The organism is Shewanella aquimarina (assembly GCF_023349185.1).
In the GTDB taxonomy this organism is placed as follows: Bacteria; Pseudomonadota; Gammaproteobacteria; order Enterobacterales; family Shewanellaceae; genus Shewanella; species Shewanella aquimarina.
Genome location: NZ_JAKIKY010000021.1, coordinates 1 through 24,630 on the forward strand (window position 1 = coordinate 1; position 24,630 = coordinate 24,630).

Genomic DNA, 24,630 nt, shown 5'->3' on the forward strand with positions numbered 1-24,630 from the left:
AGAAGTATACGTACTGTCAAAAGAAGAAGGTGGTCGTCACACTCCATTCTTCAAGGGCTACCGTCCACAGTTCTACTTCCGTACAACTGACGTAACCGGTACTATCGAGCTACCAGAAGGCGTTGAAATGGTAATGCCTGGTGACAACATCAAGATGGTTGTTACCCTAATCTGCCCAATCGCGATGGACGAAGGTCTACGTTTCGCTATCCGTGAAGGTGGCCGTACAGTTGGTGCTGGTGTTGTTGCTAAGATCATCGCTTAATCGCGTTTGATTTTATAAACACACTGAAAAAGGCAGCTTAAGCTGCCTTTTTTATTGCCTGTAATTTATTCGGTAGATGAGGCTAGCTTTTCTGATCGGGATAAGTATAATACTCGCCACTTTGAGAGTTAGCGCAACACTGCTGTTAATTCGTCCAATGGGCTTGATCTCCAGCTTGAGATCAGTATAATAGCCCCTCGCCTTAACCATTAGGCGAAGTTTGTCGGTTCTCGAAACCGACGTAAAATAATACAGCGACTCCGATTTGGAGTCGAACGGTTAAATCATCTCGCTCTGCTTTTCCAGTAAGGAAGAAGCTAGAGGGTGATTTTTTATGTGTCCATTTTAGGAGCTCTGGTCAATGCAGAACCAAAGAATCCGTATCCGCCTGAAAGGATTTGATCATCGTCTGATCGATCAGTCTACAGCGGAAATCGTTGAAACTGCTAAGCGCACAGGCGCCCAGGTACGTGGTCCAATCCCACTACCAACGCGTAAAGAGCGTTATACCGTTTTGATCTCTCCACACGTTAATAAAGATGCGCGTGATCAGTACGAACTTCGTACTCATAAGCGTCTTGTTGACATCGTAGAGCCGACTGAAAAGACTGTAGATGCACTTATGCGTCTAGATCTTGCGGCAGGTGTTGACGTTCAAATTAGCTTAGGTTAATTGAGATCCTTAGAAGAGGTTTGAGAGATGGCTATCGGTCTTATCGGTCGTAAAGTAGGTATGACTCGCATCTTCACTGAAGATGGTGCGTCAATACCTGTAACAGTAATTGAAATTGCAGCTAACCGCGTTGCTCAAGTGAAAACTTTAGAAACTGACGGTTACCGTGCACTTCAGGTTACTACTGGTACCAAAAAAGCTAATCGCATCACTAAACCAGAAGCAGGTCACTTTGCTAAGGCTGGCGTTGAAGCTGGTCGTGGTTTGTGGGAAATGCGTCTGGCTGACGGTGAAGGCGAAGGCATCGAAGTAGGTGCTGAGCTTAATGTTGATATCTTCGCTGACGTAGCGAAAGTTGATGTTACTGGTCAATCAAAGGGTAAAGGTTTCCAAGGCGGTATCAAGCGTTGGAACTTCCGTACTCAAGATGCAACACACGGTAACTCATTGGCACATAGAGCTAACGGTTCTATCGGTCAAAACCAAACACCTGGTCGCGTTTTCAAAGGTAAGAAAATGTCTGGCCACATGGGTGCAGAGCGTGTTACTACCCAGAATCTAGACGTTGTACGTGTAGATGCTGAGCGTAACCTGCTATTGGTTAAGGGTGCAGTTCCAGGCGCTACTAATGGCGACCTGATCATCAAGCCTGCCGTTAAAGCTTAGGTCTGAGGAGATAGTAATGGAATTGGTATTGAAAGACGCACAGAGTGCTCTTGAAGTTTCCGAAACTACCTTCGGCCGTGACTTTAATGAAGCACTGGTTCATCAGGTAGTTGTAGCATATGCTGCAAACGCGCGTCAGGGTACTCGTGCTCAAAAGACTCGCGCAGAAGTAACTGGCTCTGGCAAAAAGCCATGGCGCCAAAAAGGTACTGGCCGTGCTCGTGCTGGTACTGTTAAAGGCCCAATCTGGCGTGGCGGTGGCGTATCTTTCGCTGCTAAAACCCAAGATCACAGCCAAAAAGTTAACAAGAAGATGTACCGCGGAGCGCTTAAGAGCATTCTGTCTGAATTAGTACGTCAAGATCGTCTTGTTGTTGTTGAGTCATTCGGTGTTGAAGCTCCTAAGACTAAAGAGTTGAAGGCTAAGCTGAAAGACATGAAGCTGGAAGACGTATTAATTGTGACTCCAGAGATTGACGAGAACTTGTTCTTAGCTGCACGCAACCTGTACAAAGTTGACGTTCGCGACGTTGCTGGTATCGATCCAGTAAGCCTAATCGCGTTCGAAAAAGTACTGGTTACTGCCGATGCTGTTAAGCAAATCGAGGAGATGCTGGGATGATAAGCGAAGAACGTTTGCTAAAAGTTATTCTAGCGCCACACATCTCTGAAAAGAGTACTGTTTGCGCTGAAAATAACAACACGGTCGTTTTCCGTGTAGCTATCGATGCGACTAAAGCTGAAATTAAAGCTGCAGTAGCTAAGTTGTTCGAAGTTGAAGTAGATTCAGTTCGCACTCTAGTTAACAAAGGTAAGACTAAGCGTCACGGTGCCCGTACTGGCCGTCGTAGCGATTGGAAAAAAGCCTATGTGACTTTAGCTGCTGGTGCTGACATCGATTTCGTCGGCGCTGAGTAAGCAAAGGAGAATTATCATGGCAGTTATTAAGTGTAAGCCAACCTCTGCTGGTCGTCGCCACGTTGTTAAAGTGGTAAACAGCGATCTGCATAAGGGTAAACCCTTTGCTGGCCTGTTGGCGAAAAAAGCTAAGAGCGGTGGCCGTAACAACACCGGTCGTATCACTGTTCGTCACGTAGGTGGTGGACACAAGCAGCACTACCGTATTGTTGACTTCAAGCGCAACAAAGACGGTATCCCTGCTAAGGTAGAGCGTTTGGAGTATGATCCAAACCGTACCGCTAACATCGCACTTGTTTTGTATGCTGATGGTGAGCGTCGTTATATCCTTGCTGCTAAAGGCATGCAAGCTGGTGATCAGATCCAGTCTGGTATCGATGCTGAAATCAAAGTGGGTAACGCTTTGCCATTACGCAACATCCCAGTAGGTAGCGTTGTTCACGCAGTTGAAATGAAGCCTGGTAAAGGTGCTCAGCTAGCGCGTTCAGCTGGTACTTATGTACAAGTTGTAGCTCGTGATGGTGCATACGCAACTCTACGTCTTCGCTCTGGCGAAATGCGTAAAGTTCCAGTAGATTGCCGCGCGACATTAGGTGAAGTTGGTAATGCCGAGCATATGCTACGCCAGTTGGGTAAAGCAGGTGCTAAGCGCTGGAGAGGCGTACGCCCAACAGTTCGTGGTGTTGCAATGAACCCAGTAGACCATCCACATGGTGGTGGTGAAGGCCGTACTTCTGGTGGCCGTCACCCAGTTTCTCCATGGGGTGTCCCAACTAAGGGTTATAAGACCCGTAGTAACAAACGCACCGACAAGTACATCGTACGTCGTCGTAACAAAAAGTAAGAGGATTCGCCATGCCACGTTCTCTCAAGAAAGGTCCATTCATTGACCTACACTTGCTGAAGAAGGTAGAGAAAGCGATGGAAGCGGGTGACAAGAAGCCTATCAAGACTTGGTCTCGCCGCTCAATGATCATTCCTAACATGATTGGATTGACCATCGCTGTCCATAATGGTCGTCAGCACGTACCTGTGTTCGTAACTGACGAGATGATCGGCCACAAGCTTGGTGAATTTTCACCAACTCGCACTTATCGCGGCCATGCTGCTGATAAGAAAGCGAAGAAGCGTTAATACGGGAGACTCGAGATGGAAGTTTTAGCTAAACATCGTTTTGCCCGTACGTCGCCTCAAAAGTGTCGTTTGGTTGCAGATCAAATTCGTGGACTGCCTGTTGCTAAGGCTCTTGAAATTTTGACTTTCAGCCCTAAGAAAGCAGCTGTACTTGTTAAGAAAGTACTAGACTCTGCTATCGCTAATGCTGAGCACAACGAAGGTGCTGACATTGACGAGCTGAAAGTTGGAAAAGTCTTTGTAGACGAGGGTCCAACTATGAAACGTATCATGCCACGTGCTAAAGGCCGTGCTGATCGTATTATCAAGCGTACCAGCCACATCACTGTGGTTGTGTCAGATCGCTAGGAGTTAGCAATGGGACAGAAAGTACATCCTAATGGTATCCGTCTGGGTATCACTAAGCCTTGGATCTCGACTTGGTACGCTGATAAATCAGATTATGCCAACAATCTGAGCAGCGACTGGGAAGTGCGCAAGTTTCTAGAAAAGAAGCTTAAGCAAGCCTCAGTTTCTAAGATTGTTATCGAGCGTCCAGCTAAGAGTGTTCGCGTTACTATTCACACTGCCCGTCCAGGTGTTGTGATCGGTAAGAAAGGCGAAGATGTTGAAAAGCTGCGCAACGAAGTTGCCAAGTTGACTGGTATTCCAGCTCAAATCAACATCGCTGAAATCCGTAAGCCAGAGCTAGATGCGAAGCTGGTTGCCGAAGGCATCGCTTCTCAGCTAGAGCGTCGTGTAATGTTCCGTCGTGCTATGAAGCGTGCGGTACAGAACGCTATGCGTCTAGGTGCTAAGGGTATCAAAGTTGAAGTGAGCGGCCGTTTAGGCGGTGCTGAGATTGCGCGTTCAGAGTGGTATCGTGAAGGTCGTGTGCCTCTACATACACTGCGTGCTGATATCGACTATTCTACTGCAGAAAGTCACACTCAATACGGTGTGATCGGCGTTAAAGTTTGGGTCTTCAAAGGTGAAGTTCTAGACGGCGTTGTACCTGCGCTAGAAGAGCCGAAACAGCAGCCGAAGCGTAAGCCTCGCGGTAAATAGGAGAGCTGGCAATGCTGCAACCAAAACGAATGAAGTTTCGTAAAATGTTCAAAGGCCGTAACCGCGGTCTGGCGAACGGCACTGAAGTAAGCTTCGGTGAGTTCGGTTTGAAAGCTGTTGGACGTGGCCGTCTGACTGCTCGTCAAATCGAATCTGCGCGTCGTGCTATGACACGTCACATTAAACGTCAAGGTCAAATTTGGATCCGCGTTTTCCCTGATAAGCCAATCACCTCTAAGCCTCTTGAAGTGCGTATGGGTAAAGGTAAGGGTAACGTTGAATACTGGGTTTGCCAGATTCAACCTGGTAAGGTTCTTTACGAGATGAATGGTGTATCAGAAGAGCTAGCGCGTGAAGCGTTTACTCTAGCTGCGGCCAAGCTTCCAATTAAGACTACCTTCGTAACTAAGACGGTGATGTAATGAAAGCGAGCGAACTAACTCAGAAGAGCGTTGAAGAACTGAACGCTGAACTGCTTGGTCTGCTGCGTGAGCAGTTTAATCTGCGTATGCAACACGCCACTGGTCAGTTGACTCAGACTCACCAGCTCAAAATCGTGCGTCGTAACATTGCGCGCGTTAAGACCATTATTACTTCTAAGGCGGGTGCATAATGACTGATAAAATCCGTACTTTGCAAGGTCGTGTACTTAGCAACAAGATGGACAAGTCTATCACTGTAGCTATTGAGCGTAAGGTTAAGCACCCTCTATACGGGAAGTTTATCAAGCGCACTACTAAGATCCATGCACATGACGAAACAAATCAGTGTAATGCTGGCGATATCGTGACTATTCGCGAATGCCGTCCGCTGTCTAAGACTAAGTCTTGGACTCTGGTTGAAGTAGTATCAAAAGCCTAATTTTATTAGGTGATTAGCGAAACGGCTCCTAGATTTGGGGCCGTTTTTATTTTTAATACTATCTATTCCTATTTTGCGGTGTTATACTTGCGCGCCATTTTAGACGTTATTTGGTCTAGAATGGTTTAAAAATGCCCCAAATTTGGGATTAGTGAAGTAACGATAGCGGAGCACTTAAAATGATCCAAATGCAATCGACTCTAGAAGTCGCCTGTAACAGTGGCGCTCGTAGAGTTCAGTGTATTAAGGTCTTGGGTGGCTCTCATCGTCGTTATGCCGGTATCGGCGACGTCATCAAGGTTTCTGTAAAAGAAGCAATTCCTCGCGGTAAAGCGAAGAAAGGTGACGTGTATAACGCGGTGGTAGTCCGTACTAAGAAAGGCGTACGTCGTCCAGATGGTTCTGTCATTCGCTTCGATCGCAATGCAGCGGTATTGCTAAACGCAAACCTTGCACCGATTGGTACTCGTATCTTTGGACCAGTGACGCGTGAACTGCGTACAGAACAATTTATGAAAATTGTTTCTCTGGCACCAGAAGTACTGTAAGGAGCTTCAAAATGGCAGCTAAAATCCGTCGTGAAGACGAAGTAATTGTACTAGCAGGTAAAGACAAGGGTAAGCGCGGTAAAGTTACCCGAGTACTACCTACTGGTAAGTTAATTGTAGAAGGCATCAATCTGATCAAGAAGCACCAGAAGCCTAACCCACAAATGGGTGTGACTGGTGGTATCGTTGAGAAAGAAGCGCCAATACAAGCATCAAATGTAGCGATTTTCAACTCTGCCACTGGCAAAGCTGATCGCGTTGGTTTCCGATTTGAAGACGGTAAAAAAGTCCGTTTCTTTAAGTCGAACAGTGAACTCGTTAAGTAATTGGAGTAAACGATGGCGAAACTGCATGATAAATATAAAGAGACTGTTATCGCTGAGCTTTCTAAGAAGTTCGGTTATACCAGTGTCATGCAAGTCCCTCGGATTGAGAAAATCACCCTTAACATGGGTGTTGGCGAAGCTGTAGCAGATAAGAAGGTTATGGAGCACGCGCTTCGTGACATGACTGCTATCGCTGGTCAAAAGCCAGTTGTAACTGTTGCTCGTAAATCAGTTGCTGGTTTTAAAATCCGTGATGGCTACCCGATTGGCTGCAAGGTAACCCTACGTGGTGAACGTATGTGGGAATTCCTTGAGCGTTTAGTTGATATCGCAATCCCGCGTATCCGCGACTTCCGTGGTCTGAGCGCTAAGTCGTTCGACGGACGTGGTAACTACGCAATGGGTGTACGTGAGCAAATCATCTTCCCGGAAATCGATTACGATAAGATCGATAAGATCCGCGGTATGGATATTGTTATCACTACTACTGCGAAGAATGACGAAGAAGGCCGTGCTTTATTAGACGCCTTTAACTTCCCATTCAAGAAATAAGGGTAGCGAAATGGCAAAAAGTTCAATGAAAGCACGTGAAGCAAAACGTGCCAAGCTCGTGGCTAAGTATGCTGAAAAGCGTCTAGCTCTTAAGGCTATCATTAGCAATCCAACTACTTCTGATGAAGATCGTTGGGATGCAGTTCTTAAGCTGCAAGGTCTACCACGTGACTCAAGTTCTGCGCGTCAGCGCAATCGTTGTAGTCAAACTGGTCGCCCACATGGTTTCCTGCGCAAGTTCGGCCTGAGCCGTATCAAGCTGCGTGAAGCTACCATGCGTGGTGAAGTTCCTGGTCTGCGTAAGGCCAGCTGGTAATACTTGTCACGGAGTAAGCTAATATGAGCATGCAAGATCCAATTGCGGATATGTTAACTCGCATTCGTAACGGCCAAGCTGCTAACAAAGTATCAGTATCTATGCCTTCTGCTAAGCTGAAAGTTGCTATCGCACAGACGCTTAAAGAAGAAGGTTATATTACTGACTACGCCGTAGCAGGCGAAGCCAAGCCGGTTCTGGAAATCACTTTGAAGTATTTCCAAGGCCAACCAGTCGTTGAGACTATCCAGCGCGTAAGTCGTCCTGGTCTTCGTATTTACAAAGGTAAAAACGATCTACCAAAGGTGATGGGCGGTCTGGGTGTCGCAATCGTGTCCACTTCTAAAGGTTTGATGACTGATCGTGCCGCCCGCCAACAAGGCATGGGTGGAGAAGTTATCTGCTACGTAGCATAAGGAGCTAGCAATGTCTCGTGTCGCAAAAGCACCAGTCGCTATCCCTGCAGGCGTAGAAGTGACTTTAAACGAACAAACTATCACCGTAAAAGGTTCTAAAGGTAGTTTGACTCGAGTAATTAACGCTGACGTTTCTGTTGTTGTTGAAAACAACGAAATCAAGTGTTCTCCAGCTGAAGGCGTAACTAGCGCTGCACAAGCTGGTACAGCTCGAGCACTAATCAACAACATGGTTGTTGGTGTTAACGAAGGTTTCGAAAGAAAGCTGACTCTAGTTGGTGTTGGTTACCGTGCAAAAGTTGCCGGTAACGGTATCGACCTGACTCTAGGTTTCTCTCACCCTCTAGTTCACCAGCTTCCAGACGGCGTAACTGCTGAGTGTCCTTCACAGACTGAAATCGTACTTAAGGGTACTGATAAGCAGCTTGTTGGTCAGGTTGCAGCAGAAATTCGTGGCTACCGTCCACCAGAGCCTTACAAAGGCAAGGGTGTTCGCTATGCTGATGAACAAGTACGCCGTAAAGAGGCTAAGAAGAAGTAGGTAACGCGATATGGATAAGAAAACATCTCGCTTACGCCGCGCGACTCGCGCCCGTAAGAAGATCCAAGAGCTGGGCGTTAACCGTCTGGTTGTACATCGTACACCACGTCACACATACGCACAGGTTATTGATGCCAACGCGCAAGTTGTGGCGGCAGCTTCTACTGCTGAAAAAGCGGTATCAGAGCAGCTTAAATACACAGGTAACGTAGAAGCAGCTAAAGCGGTAGGTAAGACTATTGCTGAGCGTGCTATCGAGAAAGGCGTAACTGTAGTTGCATTCGATCGTTCCGGCTTTAAGTATCACGGACGCGTAGCTGCCCTGGCAGACGCTGCTCGTGAAGCTGGCCTACAGTTCTAAGGAATGATTAAAAATGGCTAAATTTGAAGCTCCACAAAAAGACGATCTGCAAGAGAAGTTAGTTGCAGTAAATCGTGTTTCTAAAGTAGTTAAAGGCGGACGTATCTTTAGCTTCACTGCACTGACTGTAGTGGGTGACGGTAACGGTAAAGTCGGCTATGGCTATGGTAAAGCGCGTGAAGTACCTGCTGCAATCCAGAAAGCAATGGAAAAGGCTCGCCGTAACATTGTTTCTGTTGAACTTGTAAATGGTACTTTGCACCACCCTGTTAAGGGCCGTCACACTGGTTCGCGTGTTTACATGCAACCAGCTTCTGAAGGTACTGGTATTATTGCCGGTGGTGCGATGCGTGCCGTATTGGAAGTAGCAGGCGTTCATAACGTACTGTCGAAAGCATACGGTTCTACTAACCCGATCAACATCGTTCGCGCAACTGTAGACGCGTTGGTGCACATGAAGTCACCAGCACAAATTGCAGCTAAGCGTGGCCTGAATGTTGATGAAATTCGAGGTTAAGCACCATGGCTACTAAAACATTAAAAGTAACTCAGACTAAGAGTTCAATTGGACGTTTGCCTAAGCATCGTGCCACTTTGACTGGTCTAGGTCTACGCCGTATTAATCACACCGTTGAGCTGGAAGATACTCCTGCTGTTCGCGGTATGATTAACAAGGTTTACTACATGGTTAAGGTGGAGGATTAATCAATGAAATTGAATACTCTATCACCTGCTGCAGGTGCAAAATCAGCTGCTAAGCGTGTAGGTCGCGGTATCGGTTCTGGCCTAGGTAAGACTGCTGGTCGCGGTCACAAGGGTCAGAAGTCACGTTCAGGTGGCGGTGTTCGCGTCGGTTTCGAAGGTGGTCAAATGCCACTTAAGATCCGTTTGCCTAAGTTTGGTTTTACTTCGCGTAAAGCGATGGTAACTGCCGAAATTCGTGTAAGCGAACTGGCTAAAGTTAACGGTGATGTTGTCGACTTGAATGCACTGAAAGATGCGAATCTTGTTACTCGCAACATACAGTTTGCTAAAGTCGTTCTTTCAGGTACCATTGAACGCCCAGTGACCGTTAAAGGTCTTAAGGTAACCAAAGGTGCACGTGCAGCTATCGAAGCTGCCGGCGGAAAGATCGAGGAATAATACGTCGATGGCAAAACCAGGACTTGATTTAAAAAGCGCGAAGGGCGGTTTATCGGAATTGAAAACCCGCCTACTGTTCGTGATTGGTGCGATTATCGTCTTTAGAGCCGGTTCGTTCGTACCAATTCCTGGTATTGACGCAGCTGTATTAGCAGAGCTGTTTAATCAGCAGAAGGGTACCATCTTAGGCATGTTTAACATGTTCTCTGGTGGCGCCCTTGAACGTGCTTCTATCTTTGCTCTTGGTATCATGCCGTACATTTCGGCATCGATTATCATGCAGCTATTGACTGTGGTACATCCTGCACTGGCCGAACTGAAGAAGGAAGGCGAGTCAGGACGTAAGAAGATCAGTCAGTATACACGATATGGCACACTGGTCTTGGGTACATTCCAAGCGATCGGTATCGCAACGGGTCTGCCAAACTTGGTTCCTGGTTTAGTTGTAAACCTGGGATTCGGTTTCTACTTCGTTGCAGTAGTGAGTTTGGTCACGGGAACCATGTTCCTGATGTGGCTGGGCGAGCAAATCACCGAACGAGGCATAGGTAACGGTATCTCGATTCTTATTTTCGCAGGTATTGTAGCCGGTCTACCTTCTGCTATCGGCCAAACGGCTGAGCAGGCGCGTCAAGGCGACTTGAACGTACTAGTATTATTGTTGATTGCAGTGATCGTATTTGCTGTGACCTACTTTGTTGTGTTTGTTGAGCGTGGACAACGTCGTATCGTTGTTAACTATGCTAAGCGTCAGCAGGGCCGTAAGGTGTTTGCCGCGCAGAGCACTCACTTACCGCTTAAGGTCAACATGGCAGGTGTGATTCCACCAATCTTTGCGTCAAGCATCATTTTGTTCCCAGGCACACTGGCTCAGTGGTTTGGTCAAAATGAAGGCTTGTCTTGGTTAAGTGATTTTTCACTTGCAGTATCGCCAGGTCAGCCGCTTTACTCATTGTTGTATGCAACAGCGATTATCTTCTTCTGTTTCTTCTACACTGCGTTGGTATTTAACCCACGTGAAACAGCAGACAACCTGAAGAAGAGTGGTGCGTTTATTCCCGGGATCCGTCCTGGAGAACAGACTTCGCGTTATATAGATAAAGTAATGACTCGCCTAACACTGGCCGGTGCATTATATATTACCTTTATCTGTTTAATTCCGGAGTTCATGTTAATCGCGTGGAAAGTACAGTTCTATTTTGGCGGTACTTCACTACTAATTATGGTAGTCGTGATCATGGACTTCATGGCTCAGGTTCAGACCCATATGATGTCACATCAGTATGAGTCTGTGATGAAGAAAGCTAACCTAGTGAATAAAGCGAACTTAGATCGCTTTGGTCGCTAAGTAGCTTTACGGAGTGATGAAATGAAAGTTCGAGCTTCCGTGAAGAAGATCTGCCGTAACTGCAAGATCGTAAAGCGTAGCGGCGTTGTACGCGTTATCTGTGTTGAACCAAAACACAAACAGCGTCAAGGCTAAAAACTTTTTGACCAGCTCAGATTCTGAGCTGGTCAAAATATTATTTGCAAAATCGTCATCTGTCGAGTATCCTACCGGGCTTTTCACAGATGGCCTTTAACTTATGAGGAGTGCATAGTGGCCCGTATCGCTGGCATTAACATTCCTGATCAGAAGCACACAGTCATTGCATTGACTGCTATCTATGGTATTGGACTTACTCGCGCACAACAAATCTGCGCGGCTACTTCAATTGCTGAAGATGCTAAGATCAAGGAATTGAGCGAAGCTCAAATAGACACACTACGCGAAGAAGTTGCTAAATACATTGTAGAAGGTGACTTGCGTCGTGAGATCTCTATGAACATCAAGCGTCTGATGGACCTTGGTTGTTATCGTGGTCTCCGCCACCGTCGTAGCCTGCCCCTTCGTGGGCAACGTACCAAGACCAATGCGCGTACTCGCAAAGGTCCACGTAAGCCAATTAGAAAGTAACGGGAAGGTAAACCAATATGGCTAAAGTTCCGTCACGTTCAACGCGCAAGCGCGTACGTAAACAGGTTGCTGATGGCATGGCTCATATCCATGCATCTTTCAACAACACCATTATCACCATTACAGATCGTCAAGGTAATGCACTTTCTTGGGCAACTTCTGGTGGTTCAGGTTTCCGTGGTTCACGTAAATCTACCCCATTCGCTGCACAGGTAGCTGCTGAGCGCGCAGGTGTTGCTGCTCAGGACTACGGTGTTAAAAACCTTGAAGTTTTCGTGAAGGGTCCAGGTCCAGGACGTGAGTCAGCTATTCGAGCGCTGAACGCGGTTGGTTACAAGATAACCAACATTACCGATGTGACGCCGATCCCTCATAATGGTTGTCGTCCTCCTAAGAAACGTCGCGTGTAATCGCCCCGTTTTTAATAGGATAGTTGGAGAAAGAACATGGCAAGATACTTGGGTCCAAAGCTCAAGCTCACTCGCCGAGAAGGTACTGACCTTTTCCTGAAAAGCGGTGTGAGAGCAATTGATTCGAAGTGTAAGCTTGAAGCTGCACCTGGACAACACGGCGCTCGTAAAGCACGTTTGTCTGAGTACGGCGTTCAGCTGCGCGAAAAACAAAAAGTTCGTCGTACTTATGGTGTGCTTGAAAAGCAATTCCGTAACTACTACAAAGACGCTGCACGTCTAAAAGGTAACACTGGTGAAAACCTGCTTACTCTTTTGGAAACTCGTTTAGATAACGTTGTTTATCGTATGGGTTTTGGTGCTACCCGTGCTGAAGCACGTCAGCTAGTTAGCCATAAGTCAATTATGGTAAACGGCCGCGTTGTTAACATTCCATCATTCAAAGTGTCTGCGAATGATGTAATTAGCGTTCGTGAGAAGTCTCAAAAGCAAGCTCGTATTAAAGCTGCTCTAGAGGTTGCTTCTCAGCGCGAAAAGCCAACATGGGTTGAAGTAGATGCCGCTAAGATGGAAGGTGCTTTCAAGCGTCTGCCAGAGCGTAGCGATTTATCTGCGGATATTAACGAACAGCTGATCGTCGAGCTTTACTCTAAGTAAAGCTAATAAACAAGAGAGGACACAATGCAGGGTTCTGTTACAGAATTTCTTAAACCGCGTCTCGTTGATATCGAGCAGGTTAACCCAACACGTGCCAAGGTTACACTGGAGCCGCTAGAGCGTGGTTTTGGTCATACTTTAGGTAACGCGTTGCGTCGTATCCTATTGTCGTCTATGCCCGGCTGCGCGGTTACCGAAGTCGAGATTGATGGTGTACTGCACGAATACAGCAGCAAGGAAGGCGTACAAGAGGATATCCTAGAGATCCTTCTAAACCTTAAAGGTTTGGCAGTGGTTATCGAGGGTAAAGACGAGGCTATGCTTACTTTAAGCAAGTCAGGCGCAGGCCCTGTTACCGCAGCAGATATCACGCACGATGGTGATGTTACTATTATGAATCCTGATCATGTTATCTGTCATCTGACTGGTAACAATGACATTAGCATGCGTATCCGCGTTGAGCGTGGTCGTGGTTATGTACCAGCTTCGGCTCGTGCACAGACCGAAGACGACGATCGCCCAATTGGCCGTCTGCTAGTGGATTCATCTTTCTCACCTGTCGCGCGTATTGCTTACAATGTTGAAGCAGCACGTGTTGAACAGCGTACTGACTTGGACAAACTCGTTATCGATATGACCACCAACGGTACTATCGATCCTGAGGAAGCGATTCGTCGTTCTGCAACCATCCTGGCTGAACAGCTAGATGCGTTTGTTGAGCTACGTGATGTCACTGAGCCAGAACAGAAAGAAGAGAAACCAGAGTTCGACCCAATTCTGTTGCGTCCTGTCGACGATCTAGAGCTAACTGTACGTTCGGCTAACTGTTTGAAAGCCGAAGCGATTCATTACATCGGAGATCTGGTACAGCGTACTGAGGTTGAGCTACTTAAAACACCTAACTTGGGTAAGAAGTCTCTTACCGAAATTAAGGATGTGTTGGCTTCTCGCGGACTTTCATTAGGTATGCGTCTAGAAAACTGGCCTCCAGCCAGTTTAGCAGACGACCTATAAGTCCTAGTTTGTACAGATTTAGGTAATAAGGATTAGGTCATGCGCCATCGTAAGAGTGGTCGTCAACTAAACCGTAACAGCAGTCATCGTCAAGCTATGTTCCGTAACATGGCAAGCTCATTAGTCCGTCACGAAGTGATCAAGACTACTGTAGCTAAGGCGAAAGAATTGCGTCGCGTAGTTGAACCTCTAATAACACTTGCTAAGAGTGACAGTGTTGCAAACCGTCGTTTGGCATTTGCACGTACTCGCGACGCTGAAGTCGTAGGTAAGTTATTTAATGAATTGGGTCCACGCTACCAGGAACGTCCTGGTGGATACACCCGTATCCTTAAGTGCGGTCTTCGTACTGGTGATAAGGCGCCTATGGCGTATATCGAACTAGTAGGTCGTCCAGAAGCTGCTGAAGCTGTTGAAGAAGCTGCTGAGTAACACTTAAGTTCATTGTAAAAAGCCGGGCATTGCCCGGCTTTTTTATTGCCAAAAATTTCTATTCCACCCAGTCTGCCTTTTTGGCTATCTCCTTTGGTATCGAAAGGTGCCATCTTGCGACGCCGGACAGGCTAAACCGAAAAGTCCCCTTACTGTCACTGACATAGCCAAGTCGGCTGGCTTGCTCACCGGCTAAGAGTCGGTTGATCAGTTTGCCCGCCAGTAGTCCGTGTTCGTAGCCGTTGAGCACATAGCCGCCTAGATTGGCTCTCTTGCCTACCGTGAAGTCCCAGAAACCAAAGTGGGGCACGGGGGCGTGAGCTGCCGTCCAGGCAATGATCTCATCCGAATCCATGTATTCGCCACTCGCTGTGATTAAGGTGTGGTATAGCCCGGTAAATATCCCGTGGTAGCCCGCCTTTTTGGCATCGCGCACCGCCTGTTTCCACTCCTTAGCCGAGTTGGTCAAGGTAAAGGCTATGGTCAGCTTACCTATCTTTATTGGCTTAAAGTCGGGGCTGATAGGGCCGAAGGCCGCCCGTGCGGTCGCGCTATCGTCAGAAAGGATCAGCAGTTTGGTGTCTTCATTACCTGGTAACAGACAGTCGACCAGTAGGAGTGAGCGTTTGAACAATGGTCGCTCGAGTATGCCGGTAAATTGCTGATAGGCTTGTAGTCCATGATCTCTGGGGTTGGTATTGAGGCCGAGAAATACCACTGGAATCTTGGTATCTGCTATGCGCTCGCTAAGCAGCGAGATGGCGTTATCGTCGGCGAGTATGATGATATCTGGCTTATGGCGTTTAACCGCATCCCAGGCTTCTTCAGCGCGTTTGACATAGGTGTCGCGAGGTAGTCGCTTGGAGTCGAGGTAGATCTCCGTCACCTCGCTGGGCTCACTGAGGTTTTCTATTATTGCTCGACGATAGTCCTGCACCCAGGGGTAGCCTTCATGATAGCTGTGAATGAACATCAGCTTGCTGGCCGATACGGGCAGGCAGACCCAGAATAGCAAGAGACAGGCAAGTATGCGCATGGACGGGATTCCCTAAATTATTTCGCCCCAAAGTCTTTTACATAGTTATAGACGATTTTGCGCCAACGTAGAGAACAGGCAATAAAAAAGGCCTCAAAAGAGGCCTTTAGGTATTCGATGTCTGGTTTTAGTAACCGGATTTCTGTGTTGAGTTGTAATCGAGTTTCTCATGGGTCTGACCCATGGCTTCGGCAACTTCTGGCGGCATGTAGTTTTCGTCATGCTTAGCCAAGACTTCAGTTGCTTCTAACTTACCACCTTCAATCAACACACCCTGAGCAACGATACCCTGGCCTTCACGGAAGAGGTCAGGCAGCAGATCGTCGTAGGTCACCATGACTTCGCCACCGGCGGCATCGTGCACGGCGAACTCGACGTGCAGGCTATCGGGATCGCGCACCAAGGAACCTACGGTAACCATGCCACCGACACGGATACGTTGGCCAATTTCAGGTTTAACACCTGTGTCTTTCTTACCGTGAACAATCTCTGTTGGGGTATAGAAAAGGTTCAAGTTCGAGTTGAGCGCATAGAGTAGCAAGGACGCGATGGCGGCGACGCCACCAATTAGGGCGGTTGCTAAGGCGAGTCTTTTCTTACGTCTGGCGTTCACTGTTCTTTACTCCGGTTGGCTTTGAGGCGTTCTTCGCGTTGCATCTTCTTCGATATCTCGGTGAGGATCTTGCGCTTCTGGCGCAGGCTCACCACGATCAAGGTGCCTAGTGCGAAGGCGGTTATGCCGTAAGATAGCCACACATAAAAGGCGTAGCCACCCATGTTAAAAAATTCTGCTAATGAATCGAACTGCATTATTTGACTCCTTCAGCTTGCGCGAGTTCCCTCACCCAGGGACGCATACCGTTTCTGGCAAGGATCTCGGCTCTGAAACGAATAAGCGTGATAGCACCTATCATCAGGCCGAAACCGAAGATGTTGATCAACAGTGGATATAACATCTCAGGCGCCATAGATGACTTTTCGGTGATTTTAATGGTGGCCGGCTGGTGTAGCGAGTTCCACCATTCTACCGAGTACTTGATGATAGGAATGTTAATCACACCCACGATAGCCAGAATACCTGCGGCGCGAGCGGCGAGTACCTTATCCTCAAACGAGGCGTATAGGGATATGACGCCCAGGTAGAGGAATAGCAGTACCAGTTCTGAGGTCAGGCGAGCATCCCATACCCACCAGGTGCCCCACATAGGCTTACCCCAGGCGGCACCCGTGATAAGTGCTATAAAGGTGACGACGGCGCCAATGGGCGCGATGGCAGCAGCGGCCCAGTCGGCTGACTTGATCTGCCACACGAGGCCGATGAAGGCTGAGGTGGCCATGGCCATGTATGCAGACATCGACATAGAAGCTGCGGGTACGTGGATGAAGATGATGCGGTAACTGTCACCCTGTTGGTAATCTACCGGTGCAAACAACAGACCCCAGATTGAACCCACACCAATAAACCCGATTGCAAGGGTCGCAAACCAAGGCAATAGCCTGCCGGATAGGTTATAGGCTTTTTGAGGGTCTGCGTAAGAATGTAGCCATTTCCACATATTAGTTAGTACTCACTCTTAGTGAGGCACCAATTGCAAAAGGTGCCAATATTAACGAACCGACCAGCATAGCGCCTATGATAGCGAGATGGCCGCTGTAGGGTAGATTTAGACCAGCGGCGTCGATGGCGCTGGTTGCGAAAATTAGAACCGGTATATAGAGCGGCAGGATCAACAGACTCAGCAGAACGCCGCCTTTACGTAGGCCTACGGTTAGTGCGACACCGATAGCACCCAGTAAACTCAATACCGGGGTGCCCAGTGCGAGAGTCGCCATCAGCGCGCCATAGCTGTTGGCTTCCAGATGCAGCAGCACGGCCAGCAGTGGAGCAACCAAGATCAGTGGCACGCCCGTCAATAACCAGTGGGCCAGCACCTTGGCCAATACCATGAGTGACAATGGCTGTGGGCTAAGAAGCATCTGTTCCAGGCTGCCATCGGCAAAGTCTGCCTTAAACAGCCGCTCGAGCGATAGCATAGAGGCTAACAGGGCGGCTACCCAGATGATGCCTGGTGCCACGCGAGTCAGTACCTGTGGCTCAGGGCCAATACCTAACGGGAAGAGGGTGACGACCAAGATAAAAAACAGTAAGGGGTTAAAGATGTCACCCTTGTGACGAATCGCAATCTTTAGATCGCGCTTAAGTAGGGTGAAAAACGCTTGGGTGAAACTGATACCTTTATTCATTCACTGCACCTTTAAATAAAGCGGTAATCGAGGCGAATCTTACGGAGAATATCGTCACCGATAATGCTCATGTCTTGGTGGGTGGTCATGATGACACAGCCGCCGTTTTGAGCATGTTGTAAAAACAGGTGTTCCAATTCTTCGACGCCTTTCTTATCGATTGCAGTAAATGGTTCGTCCAGTAGCCAGACCTTACAGTTGGTATGCCAGAGTCGGGCTAAGGCGGTACGACGATGCTGACCCGCCGACAGATGGCCGGCCAAGGCTTCTTCAAATCCAGACAGGTTTACCTTGGCGAGGATCTGGTTGGTTTCGAAATCATCATACCCGCTGATTCTTAAATTGAAGTTAAGATTCTCTTCGGCGGTTAACTCGCTCTTTACACCTGCAAGGTGGCCCAGATACAAAAGATCGTCATTGTATTCGTCGCGGCAGCGAGTAATGTCGGTGCCTTTGTACTTGGCCTCGCCCGCATAGGGACGCGACAGGCCGGCAAGGATCCTCAGTAGGCTGGTTTTACCCGCACCATTGGGGCCTTCGATTTGAACGATCTCACCTGCTTGGATATCAAAGCTCAGCTCGTCGAAGAGAATTCGCTCTTCGCGGATACAAGTCAAGTTATCGGCTGATACCAGTGTTGTTGCTGTTTTTTCTTCTACCACTGAACCCTCTATCTCAAGCCTGATGTAAACATAAGCGATATTAACATAATCCCTTTGAGGGGTTTAGTCTTGCTCTCTGATTAGTGTCAGCAATTTGATATGCTTCCAAAAAGTAAAACCTTTTCCTCATCAAGATTGAACTTTTTCAACAATTGCTAATGTATCAGGTAACACGGGCACCTATAACATGTTGAGCTGTCAAATTCTGATATTAATCACAAAAAGGTGAGATTTATTGAAGTTTGATGTATCCTAGTGCCGCTATATAATAAGTCTGCCCCAGTTTAGGGTGGCATAGAGCTCTGTTAATATTTGCATTAGGAACATTGAACATGAAAAAACTGTTAGCATTGTCTGCAGTGGCTGCATTGACCTTGTCTGCAAACACTTTTGCACAAGAAGGTGAAGCTGTATATAACAAGGCATGCCATGTATGCCACAGTATGGGTGTCGCCGGTGCACCTAAAGCTCATGATGCAGCTGCATGGGAGCCTCGTTTAGCGAAAGGCCTAGACGCACTAGTAGGTAGTGTTAAGACTGGTCTGAACGCTATGCCACCAGGTGGTATGTGCACAGATTGTACCGACGAAGATTACAAGAACGCTATCGAGTTCATGTCTAAGTAATTTGACTTCGTTGATAAAAGCCGACCTTGTGGTCGGTTTTTTTATGCCTGCTTCTCGGTAGGTCGCATTAAAAAGTGATGCTTGAAATAAAGCAGGGGAGCAATAAAAAAGCCGGCTAAATGCCGGCTTTTCTGTTCATGACTGAACCAGGATTATTGTACCAGGGTGTCAATCACCAGCTTGGCGGTTGCGCCCACATCCATAGATTCCAGACGACCCTGCAGATCGCCAGGTTGTGCCTTAACCGACCCATGTTTAGAAAGCACGGCGATCACCTCAACCTGCTTGGCGTCGCTTAGCTTGATATCGCCACCCATGCCAGTGCTGTCATCTAAGGTGATAGATACAGGCAGTGATTTTGCAGATACCTTAGTTGCCGCTAGCGGAACCTTAGGGCCCTGGGTGTTACGGGCAAAGATAAATAGCATGTCGCTACTGCTGACATTCTCTGCCAGCTCAGGTGCGATAGAGACATCTATGGTAACTGTCTTACCTGTAGTGGCGGCCTGCTGATGTGTCGCGTCGTTAGGCATCTCGCCGGTCTCTGCCTGCATTCTCATCTTGGCGCTCTCGATGGCGTTGATGATAGCGCTGCGATCCACATCGCTTCTGTCGCTGTCGAGAATGATCTGCCACGCATCGATGGCCTTCTTATATTGGGCGCTGAAGAAGGCATCCATACCGACGAGGAGTAGGGTAGATGGGTCTTCAGGATCTAAAGCCAGTGACTGGTCGATAATAGCCTGTACCGCAGGAGTGATTCTCTGGTTTGCCTTGTAGTACATGGCCGTCGCCTTAGGCCCAAGCAGTTCGGCGTGGGTACCTACAAGCTCCATCGCCTTGTCGAATGCTTTTACCGCATCGTCATAACGGTTGGCGCTGATATAGGCATGGCCCAAGCTAAATAGCAGTTGGCTGTTTTCCGGCTCGGCCTGCAGCTGTGATTCCATCATCTGAATACGCTGCGTCATGATCTGGGCGGCATCCATACCTGCGTGTGGATTGTCGGGCACGGCTTTGTCCAGGTTGGCATAGGCGCCTAGGTTGGCATAGAAGTAGCCTGAAACGCCTATGACGACGACAGACATCAGGGTTGGCCAGAGCAGGCTCTTAGGCTTTATCTGACCGACCAAGGATTCATCTTCGCCCTGCTTCATGTCCTGTAGCAAACTGATCTCGAGCTCTTTCTTTAGCGCGTTAAACTCATCTTGATCCAGCAGCTCATCCTCGAGTTCTTTCTCTAGCGTCGCCAGACGATTGTCAAAGAGTTCGAGGTTGGTGGCCCTACGCACACCGGCTTCTTCGGCCTTTAACATCTTTTGCTGGCGGAAGTGTGGAAACCAAATCAGCACTAGGCTGACTAATACAAAAAGCGCAATAAAAATCCAGAGTGTGGTCATTATTTCTTTTTCACATTAGTTGCAGGAATGCGGGGATACCGCGCGATATAGGGATCAGATTATACGTAAAGATTATTCATTGAACAGTAATATAAGGGATTCAAGCCGTTAAATACTGATACTTTTGCACTGGTTCACAGTTCGATTCTATTTTCAAAAATTGGCTGAAACTTAAGTTTCAAACAAGGGTCAGAGCATAAAATCTGTCAGTTTATAACAATTGTAACCCTGCGTTTCTGTTCGCAAGAATGAGACAGGTCACCCAGAATTGTGCGAAAGAGGCAGACAGATACAATAGCAAATACTAAAATGACTCAAATTTTGTACCTTGAGTAGTGTGAATTGCAAACTCTGGTGAATTAGGAGAGGCTAATGCTTCGACTAGTTCTCATATAGGACTGAGGAAACCCCATGATCCCTGAATTAGGTCACTTTTCGTTGATAATAGGATTGGCATTTGCCTTTCTATTGGCCAGCGTTCCCTTAATCGGTGTTGCTCGCAAAGATCAATATCTGGTGCGTTATGCCTGGCCGTTGAGTTACGGCATGTTTTTCTTTATCGCTCTTTCTGTCATCGTCCTAGGTTATAGTTTTGCCGTCGACGATTTCTCTGTCGCCTATGTTGCACACCACTCAAATTCTCAGCTGCCGATCTTCTTCAAGATAGCCGCGGTATGGGGTGGCCACGAAGGTTCATTGCTCTTCTGGGTGTTCGCCTTGTCTGTCTGGACCGCTGCGGTTGCCTTCTTTAGTAAGGGGCTCGAAGAGGTCTTCACAGCGCGTGTACTCTCTATTCTCGCCATGATAGTGATAGGCTTCTCTCTCTTCATGCTGCTGACCTCGAGCCCATTCGAGCGTTTATTCCCAATCCCAATGGAGGGACGCGATCTTAACCCTATGCTGCAGGATGTTGGATTGATATTCCATCCACCTATGTTGTACCTGGGCTATGTTGGTTTCTCGGTGAGCTTTGCCTTCGCCATTGCCGCGCTCATGGGCGGACGTCTGGATTCGGCCTGGGCACGTTGGAGCCGTCCTTGGACACTGGCAGCCTGGATCTTCCTCACTGGCGGTATCTCTCTCGGTTCTTGGTGGGCGTATTACGAACTCGGCTGGGGTGGCTGGTGGTTCTGGGATCCCGTCGAGAACGCCTCATTCATGCCTTGGTTGATCGGTACCGCCTTGCTGCACTCAGTCATCGTGACCGAGAAGCGTGCAACCTTCCGTAACTGGACGGTATTACTGTCTATCTTCGCATTCTCATTGAGTCTCTTGGGTACCTTTATCGTGCGCTCAGGGGTACTGACTTCGGTGCATTCATTCGCGGCGGATCCAAGCCGTGGTATGTTCATCCTATTGCTGCTTGGTCTTGCCATTGGTGGCTCACTGACCCTGTTTGCCTTCCGCGCTAGCGATATGAAGAGCCCGGCGCGCTTCGAGCTGATGTCAAAAGAGACCATGCTCTTGGTCGGTAACATCTTGCTTACCGTAGCCTGTGGTACCGTATTGCTGGGTACGCTTTACCCGCTGCTGATCGATGCCCTGAACATGGGTAAGATCTCTGTAGGCCCACCATACTTCAACGCGGTATTCGTACCGATCGCACTCGTACTATTTGCCTTCATGGGCATAGGTCCTAGCATCCGCTGGAAGCGTGCCAAGGCCGGCGAACTTAAGGCTAAGCTGATGGTGCCTGCTATCGTCTCTGCCGTGATCGGTGTGGCGACACCTTTCCTTGTCGATGGCAAGTTTAATGCTTGGGTGATGTTTGGTATCGGTCTTGCGGTATGGGTGACGGTTTCAACCCTGCGCGCCGCCTACGACATCATGCAGTCTAAAGATGGCCTAAGCCTGGCGCGTATGGGGCGCAGCCAGTTAGGTATGATCATTGCGCACCTAGGTATCGCCGTCTCTGTGGTTGGTGCCACTATGGTTTCTAACTACTCGATCGAGAAGAGTGTTCGCATGGGCCCTGGCATTACCCAGGAGCTGGCGGGCTATAGCTTCCATTATATCGAGACCAAGAATGTTGTCGGCCCTAACTATACCGCCCAGCAGGGGCAGGTCGAAGTGACTAAAGATGGTGAGTTCATCACGCTGCTTAAGCCTGATCGTCGTCAGTACAACGTACGTACCATGGATATGACAGAGGCTGGTATCGATTGGGGACTGTTCCGCGATCTCTATATCACCATGGGCGATCCTATCAGCCGTACCGAGTTTGCCGTACGTCTGAACTATAAGCCATTCGTGCGTTGGTTATGGTTCGGAAGCATCTTTATGATGGTCGGTGGTCTGTTCGCGGCATCGGACAAGCGTTACCGCAGAGCCAAGGCGACCGAAAGTGCCGGCGAAAAAGCCAAACAAGCAAAATTAGCAACCGCATAACTTGAATTGGGGCAAGTATGAAGAAAAGGCTAGTACTCTTTATTCCTTTGATTCTGTTTTTGGTGATGGGAGTGTTCCTCTATAAGGGACTCTTCCTGAATCCACAGCAGCTGGACTCTGCATTAGAAGGAAAGCCGGTACCGGCTTTCCAGTTGCAAAAGCTAGAAGATGCCAATGAGATCATTACCAATGAAAGCATCAAGGGGCAGGTCTCACTGCTGAACGTGTGGGCCACCTGGTGTCCTTCATGTAAGTATGAGCATCCCTATCTGATGCGTTTGGCCAGACAAAACATTTTGCCTATCTATGGCATCAACTATCGTGACGAGCGTGCGATGGCTATCCGTGAGCTGAGCCGCGAAGGGGATCCTTATACCAAGAACATCTTCGACCACGACGGACGTTTAGGTCTGGACCTTGGTGTTTACGGTGCCCCCGAGAGTTATCTGGTGGATCACAACGGTATCATTCGTTTCCGTTATGCCGGTCCTATCGATATGCGTGTCTGGAAAGAGACACTCTATCCTATGATTCAAGAGTTACAGGCACAGGCTAAAGCTGAGGGAGCATCTTAATGAAGACCTTAGTCGGGTTTATTACCGCATTACTGTTATCTTTCTCCCTGGTTGGCGCCGTGATGGCCACCCCGGTGGATACTTATGAGTTTAAGTCGGTAGATAACCAGAAACGAGCGCTGGAACTGGCTCACTCGCTGCGTTGTCCTCAGTGTCAAAACCAGAACCTGATCGATTCTAACTCGCCAGTGGCGCAAGATCTGCGCCTCGAAGTTTATCAAATGGTCGATGCCGGTAAGGGTGACGATGAGATCATCGAGTTCATGACTAGCCGTTACGGTGAGTTCGTACTCTATAAGCCACGTATGGAAGCCAAGACTTACATACTATGGTTAGGTCCAATTGCCTTATTGCTGGTGGGCTTAGTGATCGGCTTTATCTTCGTTAGACAGCAGCGTATCAGTAATGCCGTCGACCAGGAGATCAGCGCCGAGGAGCAAGCCGAGTTGGATAGATTGCTCAAGCGAGACGATAAATGAAGTCAAAATTAGCCACGGCGCTGCTATCGGCAACCATTGCCTTAGGCGGATACGCCGCCAGTGTGCATGCCTATCCCGGAATGCAAAAGAAGCAGGGTGGTGAGGTGCAGTCGAGTGTCGATCTAATCAATGTGCTGCCAAAAGCCTATCCGATCGAGCCTGTGCCATTTAAAGATGCCCAGGGCAAGTCGATCGACTTTAGTCAGTATCGTGGCCAGGTGGTGATGGTGAACATGTGGGCCACCTGGTGTCCTCCTTGTGTGCGTGAGCTGCCGGCTATCGATCGTTTCAAAGGCAAGTTCGATCCAAAACAGTTTCGCGTCCTTCCAATTTCGATCGATATGAACGGCAAGGAGAAGGTCGAACCCTTCTTGGCCTCTCTGGGGATGGATAAGTTCGAGACCTACTATGATCCTCAGCAGCAGCTGGGTGAGGTCTTTCCTCTAGATACGATTCCGGCGACCTTTATTCTCAATCAACAGGGCGAGTTGATCGCCTTCGTCAGAACTTTTGTCGATTGGGATGATGATAAGGCGGTGAAATTGATCGAGAGTTTTATCGCGTCAGAGGTCAAAAAACCGTAAAAGACGGCACTTTTGCCCGTAATTTAAACGAAAAAGATCGCAATTGCCTAAAAGATCGGCATGCGATCTTTTTTTTATAAAAAGCCCTTGCACAAAAGATTTGGCTCCCTATAATGCGCTCCCACTGACACGGCAAACGGCGCTACTTAGCGAAGCGAGTAGGCAAGCTGGTCGAGTCAAGGTAACAAGCGGTTCAAGTTTTTAAGCCGGTGGTTACAGCGCGATAGCGCAGTAATTAACCACTTAAAAATCTTTTGAAAAAAGCGCTTGACGCCGACAGGGAGAAGCGTAGAATACGCATCCCTAAGCCGACGGCCCAGCGCTAACGGCGGCATCCAAAAGTAAGGATGCAATGCTCTTTAACAAGATAAAACAAGAAATCTGTGTGGACACTCACAG

At 48.2% G+C, this 24,630-nt stretch carries 41 protein-coding genes; 34 read left to right on the forward strand and 7 right to left on the reverse strand.

The window, feature by feature from the left end; translation table 11 throughout:
• From L2731_RS19080 to rplQ, 29 genes are all read left to right on the forward strand, one after another.
• Positions 1-265: EF-Tu C-terminal domain-related protein (locus L2731_RS19080; RefSeq protein ID WP_487392390.1), on the forward strand; the 265-nt coding region annotated here is incomplete at its 5' end.
• Positions 266-626: 361 nt separating this feature from the next.
• Positions 627-938, forward strand: coding sequence for a 30S ribosomal protein S10 (gene rpsJ / locus L2731_RS19085; protein WP_011070616.1), 312 nt, complete (start codon positions 627-629; stop codon positions 936-938).
• A gap of 27 nt (positions 939-965) precedes the next feature.
• The gene (gene rplC, locus L2731_RS19090; protein ID WP_041510739.1) at positions 966-1,604 is read left to right on the forward strand and encodes a 50S ribosomal protein L3; all 639 of its coding nucleotides are present in this window, start codon (positions 966-968) and stop codon (positions 1,602-1,604) included.
• A 16-nt stretch (positions 1,605-1,620) separates the two neighbouring features.
• Complete coding sequence (gene rplD, locus L2731_RS19095; RefSeq protein WP_011863967.1) at positions 1,621-2,226, forward strand: 50S ribosomal protein L4; 606 nt, start codon at positions 1,621-1,623, stop codon at positions 2,224-2,226.
• Complete coding sequence (rplW, locus tag L2731_RS19100) at positions 2,223-2,522, forward strand: 50S ribosomal protein L23 (protein ID WP_028774664.1); 300 nt, start codon at positions 2,223-2,225, stop codon at positions 2,520-2,522. The genes rplD and rplW overlap by 4 nt, the downstream gene beginning before the upstream one ends.
• Positions 2,523-2,538: 16 nt before the next feature.
• On the forward strand, positions 2,539-3,366 hold the full coding sequence (gene rplB, locus L2731_RS19105) for a 50S ribosomal protein L2 (protein WP_041510738.1): 828 nt from the start codon (positions 2,539-2,541) through the stop codon (positions 3,364-3,366).
• An 11-nt stretch (positions 3,367-3,377) separates the two neighbouring features.
• Positions 3,378-3,656 carry a 30S ribosomal protein S19 gene (gene rpsS, locus L2731_RS19110; RefSeq protein WP_006083596.1) on the forward strand — a complete coding sequence of 93 codons (279 nt, stop codon included), beginning with the start codon at positions 3,378-3,380 and terminating at the stop codon, positions 3,654-3,656.
• Positions 3,657-3,671: 15 nt separating this feature from the next.
• On the forward strand, positions 3,672-4,004 hold the full coding sequence (rplV, locus tag L2731_RS19115; RefSeq protein ID WP_011863971.1) for a 50S ribosomal protein L22: 333 nt from the start codon (positions 3,672-3,674) through the stop codon (positions 4,002-4,004).
• Positions 4,005-4,013: 9 nt separating this feature from the next.
• Positions 4,014-4,703, forward strand: a complete 690-nt coding sequence (rpsC, locus tag L2731_RS19120; protein ID WP_011863972.1) for a 30S ribosomal protein S3 — start codon at positions 4,014-4,016, stop codon at positions 4,701-4,703.
• Positions 4,704-4,714: 11 nt separating this feature from the next.
• Positions 4,715-5,125, forward strand: coding sequence for a 50S ribosomal protein L16 (rplP, locus tag L2731_RS19125; RefSeq protein WP_011863973.1), 411 nt, complete (start codon positions 4,715-4,717; stop codon positions 5,123-5,125).
• Positions 5,125-5,316 (forward strand): 50S ribosomal protein L29, encoded by a 192-nt coding sequence (gene rpmC / locus L2731_RS19130; RefSeq protein WP_011863974.1) that lies wholly within the window; start codon positions 5,125-5,127, stop codon positions 5,314-5,316. The genes rplP and rpmC overlap by 1 nt, the downstream gene beginning before the upstream one ends.
• Positions 5,316-5,564, forward strand: coding sequence for a 30S ribosomal protein S17 (gene rpsQ, locus L2731_RS19135; RefSeq protein ID WP_041510737.1), 249 nt, complete (start codon positions 5,316-5,318; stop codon positions 5,562-5,564). Before rpmC ends, rpsQ begins: the two co-directional genes overlap by 1 nt.
• Before the next feature lie 179 nt (positions 5,565-5,743).
• Complete coding sequence (gene rplN, locus L2731_RS19140) at positions 5,744-6,112, forward strand: 50S ribosomal protein L14 (protein ID WP_011863976.1); 369 nt, start codon at positions 5,744-5,746, stop codon at positions 6,110-6,112.
• Between the two features lie 11 nt (positions 6,113-6,123).
• Positions 6,124-6,438 carry a 50S ribosomal protein L24 gene (gene rplX, locus L2731_RS19145; protein ID WP_041510736.1) on the forward strand — a complete coding sequence of 105 codons (315 nt, stop codon included), beginning with the start codon at positions 6,124-6,126 and terminating at the stop codon, positions 6,436-6,438.
• Between the two features lie 12 nt (positions 6,439-6,450).
• The gene (gene rplE, locus L2731_RS19150; RefSeq protein ID WP_011863978.1) at positions 6,451-6,990 is read left to right on the forward strand and encodes a 50S ribosomal protein L5; all 540 of its coding nucleotides are present in this window, start codon (positions 6,451-6,453) and stop codon (positions 6,988-6,990) included.
• Between the two features lie 10 nt (positions 6,991-7,000).
• Positions 7,001-7,306: a 30S ribosomal protein S14 gene (gene rpsN, locus L2731_RS19155; protein WP_033540777.1), complete on the forward strand. Its 306-nt coding sequence runs from the start codon at positions 7,001-7,003 to the stop codon at positions 7,304-7,306.
• Between the two features lie 23 nt (positions 7,307-7,329).
• Positions 7,330-7,722 carry a 30S ribosomal protein S8 gene (gene rpsH, locus L2731_RS19160; protein ID WP_041510735.1) on the forward strand — a complete coding sequence of 131 codons (393 nt, stop codon included), beginning with the start codon at positions 7,330-7,332 and terminating at the stop codon, positions 7,720-7,722.
• Between the two features lie 10 nt (positions 7,723-7,732).
• Positions 7,733-8,263 carry a 50S ribosomal protein L6 gene (gene rplF, locus L2731_RS19165; protein ID WP_239854153.1) on the forward strand — a complete coding sequence of 177 codons (531 nt, stop codon included), beginning with the start codon at positions 7,733-7,735 and terminating at the stop codon, positions 8,261-8,263.
• A 10-nt stretch (positions 8,264-8,273) separates the two neighbouring features.
• Positions 8,274-8,624 carry a 50S ribosomal protein L18 gene (rplR, locus tag L2731_RS19170; protein ID WP_011863982.1) on the forward strand — a complete coding sequence of 117 codons (351 nt, stop codon included), beginning with the start codon at positions 8,274-8,276 and terminating at the stop codon, positions 8,622-8,624.
• Between the two features lie 13 nt (positions 8,625-8,637).
• Complete coding sequence (gene rpsE, locus L2731_RS19175; protein ID WP_011863983.1) at positions 8,638-9,141, forward strand: 30S ribosomal protein S5; 504 nt, start codon at positions 8,638-8,640, stop codon at positions 9,139-9,141.
• Positions 9,142-9,146: 5 nt separating this feature from the next.
• Positions 9,147-9,329 carry a 50S ribosomal protein L30 gene (rpmD, locus tag L2731_RS19180; RefSeq protein WP_011863984.1) on the forward strand — a complete coding sequence of 61 codons (183 nt, stop codon included), beginning with the start codon at positions 9,147-9,149 and terminating at the stop codon, positions 9,327-9,329.
• 3 nt (positions 9,330-9,332) lie between these two features.
• Entirely contained in the window at positions 9,333-9,767 is a 435-nt protein-coding gene (gene rplO, locus L2731_RS19185) for a 50S ribosomal protein L15 (protein ID WP_011863985.1), read from the forward strand.
• Positions 9,768-9,774: 7 nt separating this feature from the next.
• Positions 9,775-11,115 carry a preprotein translocase subunit SecY gene (gene secY, locus L2731_RS19190; protein ID WP_041510733.1) on the forward strand — a complete coding sequence of 447 codons (1,341 nt, stop codon included), beginning with the start codon at positions 9,775-9,777 and terminating at the stop codon, positions 11,113-11,115.
• Positions 11,116-11,136: 21 nt separating this feature from the next.
• Complete coding sequence (gene rpmJ / locus L2731_RS19195) at positions 11,137-11,250, forward strand: 50S ribosomal protein L36 (protein ID WP_006083579.1); 114 nt, start codon at positions 11,137-11,139, stop codon at positions 11,248-11,250.
• Between the two features lie 117 nt (positions 11,251-11,367).
• Complete coding sequence (gene rpsM, locus L2731_RS19200) at positions 11,368-11,724, forward strand: 30S ribosomal protein S13 (RefSeq protein WP_011863987.1); 357 nt, start codon at positions 11,368-11,370, stop codon at positions 11,722-11,724.
• A 17-nt stretch (positions 11,725-11,741) separates the two neighbouring features.
• On the forward strand, positions 11,742-12,134 hold the full coding sequence (gene rpsK / locus L2731_RS19205; RefSeq protein ID WP_011863988.1) for a 30S ribosomal protein S11: 393 nt from the start codon (positions 11,742-11,744) through the stop codon (positions 12,132-12,134).
• A gap of 36 nt (positions 12,135-12,170) precedes the next feature.
• Positions 12,171-12,791, forward strand: a complete 621-nt coding sequence (rpsD, locus tag L2731_RS19210) for a 30S ribosomal protein S4 (RefSeq protein ID WP_011863989.1) — start codon at positions 12,171-12,173, stop codon at positions 12,789-12,791.
• Between the two features lie 24 nt (positions 12,792-12,815).
• Positions 12,816-13,805 (forward strand): DNA-directed RNA polymerase subunit alpha, encoded by a 990-nt coding sequence (locus L2731_RS19215; RefSeq protein WP_011863990.1) that lies wholly within the window; start codon positions 12,816-12,818, stop codon positions 13,803-13,805.
• A gap of 39 nt (positions 13,806-13,844) precedes the next feature.
• Complete coding sequence (gene rplQ / locus L2731_RS19220; RefSeq protein WP_011863991.1) at positions 13,845-14,237, forward strand: 50S ribosomal protein L17; 393 nt, start codon at positions 13,845-13,847, stop codon at positions 14,235-14,237.
• Positions 14,238-14,295: 58 nt separating this feature from the next.
• On the opposite strand, the gene L2731_RS19225 is transcribed toward rplQ, so the two are convergent.
• The 6 genes from L2731_RS19225 to ccmA all read right to left on the reverse strand — a co-directional run bounded on the left by L2731_RS19225 (position 14,296) and on the right by ccmA (position 18,179).
• Positions 14,296-15,273: an ABC transporter substrate-binding protein gene (locus L2731_RS19225; RefSeq protein ID WP_249254869.1), complete on the reverse strand. Its 978-nt coding sequence runs from the start codon at positions 15,271-15,273 to the stop codon at positions 14,296-14,298.
• A 127-nt stretch (positions 15,274-15,400) separates the two neighbouring features.
• The gene (gene ccmE / locus L2731_RS19230; protein WP_041510730.1) at positions 15,401-15,886 is read right to left on the reverse strand and encodes a cytochrome c maturation protein CcmE; all 486 of its coding nucleotides are present in this window, start codon (positions 15,884-15,886) and stop codon (positions 15,401-15,403) included.
• Complete coding sequence (gene ccmD, locus L2731_RS19235) at positions 15,883-16,083, reverse strand: heme exporter protein CcmD (RefSeq protein ID WP_041510729.1); 201 nt, start codon at positions 16,081-16,083, stop codon at positions 15,883-15,885. The genes ccmE and ccmD overlap by 4 nt, the downstream gene beginning before the upstream one ends.
• Entirely contained in the window at positions 16,083-16,829 is a 747-nt protein-coding gene (locus tag L2731_RS19240) for a heme ABC transporter permease (protein ID WP_041510728.1), read from the reverse strand. Before L2731_RS19240 ends, ccmD begins: the two co-directional genes overlap by 1 nt.
• Position 16,830: 1 nt before the next feature.
• A complete protein-coding gene (gene ccmB / locus L2731_RS19245; protein ID WP_041510727.1) occupies positions 16,831-17,517 on the reverse strand; it encodes a heme exporter protein CcmB in 687 nt (228 codons plus the stop codon).
• Positions 17,518-17,528: 11 nt separating this feature from the next.
• Complete coding sequence (gene ccmA, locus L2731_RS19250) at positions 17,529-18,179, reverse strand: cytochrome c biogenesis heme-transporting ATPase CcmA (RefSeq protein ID WP_160798914.1); 651 nt, start codon at positions 18,177-18,179, stop codon at positions 17,529-17,531.
• A gap of 332 nt (positions 18,180-18,511) precedes the next feature.
• Between ccmA and L2731_RS19255 the strand changes: the two genes are divergently transcribed.
• A complete protein-coding gene (locus tag L2731_RS19255; protein WP_041510725.1) occupies positions 18,512-18,805 on the forward strand; it encodes a c-type cytochrome in 294 nt (97 codons plus the stop codon).
• Between the two features lie 152 nt (positions 18,806-18,957).
• Here L2731_RS19255 and ccmI read toward each other — a convergent pair whose 3' ends face one another.
• A complete protein-coding gene (gene ccmI / locus L2731_RS19260; RefSeq protein WP_041510724.1) occupies positions 18,958-20,205 on the reverse strand; it encodes a c-type cytochrome biogenesis protein CcmI in 1,248 nt (415 codons plus the stop codon).
• A 411-nt stretch (positions 20,206-20,616) separates the two neighbouring features.
• Here ccmI and L2731_RS19265 point away from each other — a divergent pair, with 411 nt between their 5' ends.
• Genes L2731_RS19265 through L2731_RS19280 form a run of 4 tightly spaced genes read left to right on the forward strand, consistent with a single transcriptional unit; the run spans position 20,617 to position 24,231 of the window.
• Positions 20,617-22,593: a heme lyase CcmF/NrfE family subunit gene (locus tag L2731_RS19265; RefSeq protein ID WP_239854149.1), complete on the forward strand. Its 1,977-nt coding sequence runs from the start codon at positions 20,617-20,619 to the stop codon at positions 22,591-22,593.
• Positions 22,594-22,610: 17 nt separating this feature from the next.
• Positions 22,611-23,168, forward strand: coding sequence for a DsbE family thiol:disulfide interchange protein (locus L2731_RS19270; RefSeq protein ID WP_249254870.1), 558 nt, complete (start codon positions 22,611-22,613; stop codon positions 23,166-23,168).
• Positions 23,168-23,647 (forward strand): heme lyase NrfEFG subunit NrfF, encoded by a 480-nt coding sequence (gene nrfF / locus L2731_RS19275; protein ID WP_239854147.1) that lies wholly within the window; start codon positions 23,168-23,170, stop codon positions 23,645-23,647. Before L2731_RS19270 ends, nrfF begins: the two co-directional genes overlap by 1 nt.
• Complete coding sequence (locus tag L2731_RS19280; RefSeq protein ID WP_239854145.1) at positions 23,644-24,231, forward strand: TlpA disulfide reductase family protein; 588 nt, start codon at positions 23,644-23,646, stop codon at positions 24,229-24,231. Before nrfF ends, L2731_RS19280 begins: the two co-directional genes overlap by 4 nt.
• The last annotated feature ends 399 nt before the right edge of the window (positions 24,232-24,630 follow it).